Source organism: Bradyrhizobium sp. (assembly GCF_035701725.1).
Taxonomy (GTDB): domain Bacteria; phylum Pseudomonadota; class Alphaproteobacteria; order Rhizobiales; family Xanthobacteraceae; genus Bradyrhizobium.
Window position 1 is genome coordinate 1 of the sequence record NZ_DASSRP010000086.1, and the last position, 5,725, is coordinate 5,725.

Sequence of the window (5,725 nt, forward strand, 5' to 3'; positions counted from 1 at the left end):
CGTGGCGCGCGAGGTCGGCACCGAAGGCAAGCTCGGCGGCCAGGCCGAAGTGCCGGAAGTTGCCGGCACCTGGAAGGATCTCACCGACAACGTCAACTTCATGGCTTCGAACCTCACCGCGCAGGTCCGCAACATCGCCGAAGTCGCGACCGCGATCGCCGGCGGCGACCTGTCGAAAAAGATCACGGTGGACGTGCGCGGCGAAATCCTGCTGCTCAAGGACACCCTGAATACCATGGTGGAGCAGCTACGTTCGTTCGCCGCCGAAGTGACGCGCGTGGCGCGCGAGGTCGGCACCGAAGGCCGGCTCGGCGGTCAGGCCGTGGTGCCCGGCGTCGGCGGCACCTGGAAGGACCTCACCGACAACGTCAACCTTTTGGCCGCGAACCTCACCACGCAAGTGCGCAACATCGCCGAAGTGACCACCGCCGTGGCGCGCGGCGACTTGTCGCGCAAGATCACCGTGGACGTGAAGGGCGAAATTCTCGAATTGAAAAACACCATCAACACCATGGTGGACCAGCTCAACGCCTTCGCCGGCGAAGTGACGCGCGTGGCACGCGAGGTCGGTACCGAAGGCAAGCTCGGTGGCCAGGCCCAGGTGCCGGGCGTCGCCGGCACCTGGAAAGACCTGACCGATACCGTGAACTTCATGGCCGCCAACCTGACCGAGCAGGTCCGCGGCATCGTCAAGGTGGTGACCGCGGTTGCGAACGGCGATCTGAAGCAGAACCTCACCGTGAAGTCGAAAGGCGAGGTCGCGGCACTCGCCGACACCATCAACAACATGACCGAGACACTCGCAACCTTCGCCGATCAGGTGACGAGCGTGGCCCGCGAGGTCGGCGTCGAAGGCCGGCTCGGCGGCCAGGCCAACGTGCCCGGCGCGGCCGGCACCTGGAAGGACCTCACCGGCAACGTCAATCTGCTCGCGGCCAACCTGACCTCGCAGGTCCGCGCGATTGCGGAAGTGGCGACCGCCGTGACCAAGGGCGACCTGACTCGCGCCATTCAGGTCGACGCGAGAGGTGAAGTCGCGGAGCTGAAAGACAACATCAACACGATGATCACCAACCTTCGGCTCACAACCGAACTCAATACCGAGCAGGACTGGCTGAAGACGAACCTCGCCCGCTTCACCAACATGTTGCAGGGCCAGCGCGATCTCGTGACGGTCGGCCGGCTGCTGCTCACCGAGCTCACGCCGCTGGTCAACGCCCATATGGGCGTGATCTATCAGGTCCAGAACGAAGACGTTCCCCAACTGCGGCTGCTGTCGGCCTACGCCAGCGACGGCGCCACCCCGCATGCGCAGGTGATCCAGGTCGGCGACGGCCTGATCGGACAATGCGCGCTCGACAAGCGACAACGGCTGGTGTCCGACATCCCCGAGGACGTGATCCCGATCAACTCGGCGCTGTTGCGCGTCACGCCGAAGAATCTCGTGGTGCTGCCGGTCCTGTTCGAGAACCAGGTCAAGGCCGTGATCGAGCTCGCCTCGGTGTCGAGCTTCACGACATCCCAGATGACATTCCTTGAACAGCTCACGGATTCGATCGGCATTGTGCTCAACAGCATCGAGGCCACGATGCAGACCGAGGGCCTGCTGATGCAATCGCAGCAGCTCGCCGGCGAATTGCAGACCCAGCAAAAGGAATTGCAACAGACCAACGATCAGCTCGAGCAGAAGGCCCAGCAGCTCGCGGAGCGCAATGTCGAAGTGGAGCGCAAGAACCAGGAAATCGAGCAGGCCCGCCGCGCGCTCGAGGAAAAAGCGACCGAGCTTTCGCTGACCTCCAAATACAAGTCGGAATTCCTGGCCAACATGTCCCACGAGCTGCGGACACCGCTCAACAGCATCCTGATTCTGGGGCAACAACTAACGGAAAATCCCGATGGCAACCTGACACCGAAACAGGTCGAATTCGCGCGCACGATTCATGGCGCCGGTACCGATCTGTTGAACCTGATCAGCGACATTCTCGATCTTTCGAAGATCGAGTCCGGCACGGTGACGGTGGAAGCGGAAGATATCCTCCTCACCAACCTGCTCGAAACTGTCGGACGGCCGTTCCGCCACGAGGCGGACAATCGGCAACTCACCTTCGATGTCGCCATCGACCCGCACCTCGGACGCAGTATCTCGACCGACTCCAAACGCCTGCAGCAGGTGCTGAAGAACCTGCTCTCCAACGCCTTCAAGTTCACCGCCGAAGGCGGCGTGCGGCTGAGCGTCTCGGCGGCACTGGGCGGCTGGAGCGCCGAACACCCGGTGCTCGATCATTCGCCTGCGGTGGTTGCTTTTGAGGTGTCCGACACCGGCATCGGCATTCCGCAGGACAAGCAGAAGCTGATCTTTGAAGCGTTCCAGCAGGCGGATGCCGGCACCAGCCGAAAATACGGCGGCACGGGCCTTGGCCTCGCCATTAGCCGCGAGCTCGCAAGCCTGCTTGGTGGAGAAATCCATCTGCAGAGCACGCCCGGCAAGGGCAGCGTGTTTACGCTCTATCTGCCGCTGAAATATTCCGGACCGACAATCGCGCCGCGGACGATCGTACCGGCACAACCGGCTCAGCATGGGCTGACGCCGGTGATCCCCGCGGTCTCGCCAGAGCGCGTCATCGAGCAATTGCCGGATGACCGTCTCGCGTTGGAACCCGGCGATACCATTCTGCTGATCGTCGAGGACGATCCGCATTATGCGCGGGTGCTGGTGGATCTGGCGCGCGACAAGGGCTTCAAGGTTCTGGTCGCTGCCAGAGGCTCGGAAGCACTCGATCTCGCCAAGCAATATCAGCCGTCTGCGATCTCGCTCGACGTTTTCCTGCCCGACATGCTCGGCTGGACGGTGCTGAGCCAGCTCAAGCACAATCCGCTGACGCGCCACATCCCGGTGCAGATCATTACGCTCGACGAAGACCGTCAGCATGCGCTGGCGCGCGGCGCGTTCTCCTTTGTCAACAAGCCGACCACGACCGAAGGGGTGGCCGCCGCGCTGACCCAGATCAAGGAATATGCGAAACCGCGCCGCAAGCGGCTGTTGATCGTCGAAGACAACGTGGCGGAGCAGATGAGCATCAAGGAGCTGCTCGATCACGACGACATCGAGATCGTCACGGCCGATACCGGCGCGAGCGCGCTGACGACGCTGCGCAACCACCCCTGCGATTGCGTGGTGCTCGATCTGCGGCTGCCGGACATGAGCGGCTTTGAGGTTCTGGATTCGATCCGCCAGGACGAGGAGCTGTCTGAAGTTCCGGTGGTGGTCTTTACCGGCCGCGAGCTTTCGGTCGAGGAAGACGCGGAACTTCACACCATGGCCCGCAGCATCGTGGTCAAGGGCGTAGAATCGCCGGAGCGTCTTCTGGACGAGACATCGCTGTTCCTGCACCGCGTGATCACGGAACTTCCGATCGAGAAGCAGCGGATGCTGGAGAAACTCAACAGTTCCGACGAGGATCTGGTGGGCCGCACCGCGCTTCTGGTCGACGATGACGCCCGCAACATCTTTGCGCTGTCGAGCGTTCTGGAGCGCCGTGGAATGAAGGTTCTGACCGCGACGACCGGCAGCGAGGCGGTCGCACTGGTCGGCTCGAACCCCGAAATCGCGGTCGTGCTGATGGACATCATGATGCCGCAGATGGACGGTTATCAGACCATCGGCGTGATCCGGGCAAATCCCGCATTCCGCAGACTTCCGATCATTGCCCTGACTGCCAAGGCGATGAAGGGCGATCGCGAGAAGTGCCTGGAGGCGGGTGCATCAGACTATCTCGCCAAGCCGGTCAATACCGAGCAGTTGCTGCTGGCGATCAGAATGTGGCTGCATCGCTGATTTGGGCATGGGTAGCGAATGATGGACCAGGAAAAGGTAGACATCCTTCTGGTTGACGATCAGCCGGCCAAGCTGCTGGCCTATGAAGTTATCCTGAAGGAGCTCAACGAAAATCTCGTGGTGGCGACCTCGGGACGGGAGGCGCTGGAATATCTGCTCAAGAACGAAGTCGCCGTCATTCTGGTCGATGTCTGCATGCCGGAGCTCGACGGCTTCGAACTGGCTGCGATGATCCGGGAGCATCCGCGTTTCCAGAAGACTGCCATGATCTTCATCTCCGCGATCCAGGTTTCCGATCTGGATCGCCTGCGCGGCTATGAAATGGGCGCCGTCGACTACGTGCCGGTTCCCGTCGTCCCCGAAGTGCTCCGCGCCAAGATTCGCGTCTTCGTCGACCTCTACCGCAAGACGCGGCAACTCGAGCGGTTCAACGCCGAACTCGAAGACCGTGTGCGGGCCCGCACCAGAGAACTCGAGCATTCCAATGCGCGGCTGCTCGAAAGCGAGCAGCGCCGCAGCCTTGCTTTGGCCGCTGGACGCATGGGCTCCTGGGACTGGGATTGGCTCAATGGCGACTGGATGTGGGACGAGGGTCAGTACCGGATCTTCGGAGTCGATCCGGCGACTTTTTCGGTGACACCCGATCACGTGCGCGCTTTGCTTCATCCGGACGACATGAGCGAATTGCGCAAGGCGATGGTTCAGTTCAACAAAGGCGTCAGATCCTACGAAACCGAGTTCCGTATCGTCCGTCCCGACGGGGAAATTCGTTGGCTGTTCGGCACCGCCGCCGCCACTGCCGACAAGACGGGCCGGGTGATCCGGGTCAGCGGCGTCACCGTCGATATCACCGAGCGCAAGCGGGCCGAGGAAAGGCAAAGCCTGCTCACCCGCGAGGTCGATCATCGCGCCAAGAATGCGTTGGCGCTGGCGCAGTCGATCGTACGCCTGACCCGCGGCGAGAGCGCGAAATCCTACATGCAGGCGGTTGAAGGCCGCATCGGCGCTTTGGCGCGGGTGCACACCATCCTTTCGCTGTCGAGTTGGCAAGGCGCCGAGATCACCAAACTCGTCGACGAGGAACTGGCGCCCTATCAAATGAACGACCAGATCACCTTTGGCGGCTCGAGCGTTCAATTGCAGCCTGCGACTGCGCAGACGCTCGCCATGGCGCTGCACGAACTGGTGACCAATTCGGCCAAATATGGCGCGCTGTCGACCCGGACCGGCCGCCTGACAATTCGATGGATCGCCGAAGCCGACGTCTTGACGATCCTTTGGGAAGAACGCGGAGGTCCGCCGGTCGTAGAGCCGGCCTCCCGCGGTTTCGGTACGCGCAGCGTGATCGCCTCGATCGAATCGCAGCTCGGCGGCCAGGCCGAATTCGATTGGCGAGCCGAAGGCCTGATTTGCCGGTTGTCGGTACCGCTGAAGCCGTCCGCCACCGCTCGAACCGGCCATCGCCAGACCGCGGCTTTGACCAGCGCTGAACGCACTGAGGTCCAGAAGGTCGCCAGCAACTGACAATTCCCGCAAGCTAGCCGGAAATTTTCCGAGCAGCAGCGCGAGATGACGCGCTTGCGCGGCATGATGAAGGCTGGCGCAACGCCTCTTCCCATGTTAGCCGCGTTCGGTCAGATAGGCGGCGGGGATCATGTTCGAGGCGGTGATCTGGGATTTTGGCGGCGTATTGACCTCTTCGCCGTTTGAAGCCTTCGCGCGCTTCGAGGCGCAGCACGGCCTGCCCGCCGACATCATCCGCCGCACCAACGCCGCCAATCATCTGGAGAACGCCTGGGCGAAGTTCGAGCGCGCCGAGATCGACATCGAAACCTTCGACCGCCAGTTCGCCGCGGAATCGCTCGCGCTCGGCGCCGAGGTCCGCGGAAA

General features: G+C 62.4%; 2 protein-coding genes and 1 pseudogene. All 3 read left to right on the top strand.

Annotated elements, in window-relative coordinates:
• Window positions 1-3,835: response regulator (locus tag VFL62_RS04400; protein WP_325171154.1), on the top strand; the 3,835-nt coding region annotated here is incomplete at its 5' end.
• 21 nt (window positions 3,836-3,856) lie between these two features.
• On the top strand, window positions 3,857-5,359 hold the full coding sequence (locus tag VFL62_RS04405) for a sensor histidine kinase (RefSeq protein WP_325171155.1): 1,503 nt from the start codon (window positions 3,857-3,859) through the stop codon (window positions 5,357-5,359).
• 130 nt (window positions 5,360-5,489) lie between these two features.
• Window positions 5,490-5,725 (top strand): annotated as a pseudogene (locus VFL62_RS04410) (HAD family hydrolase); the annotation flags it as partial.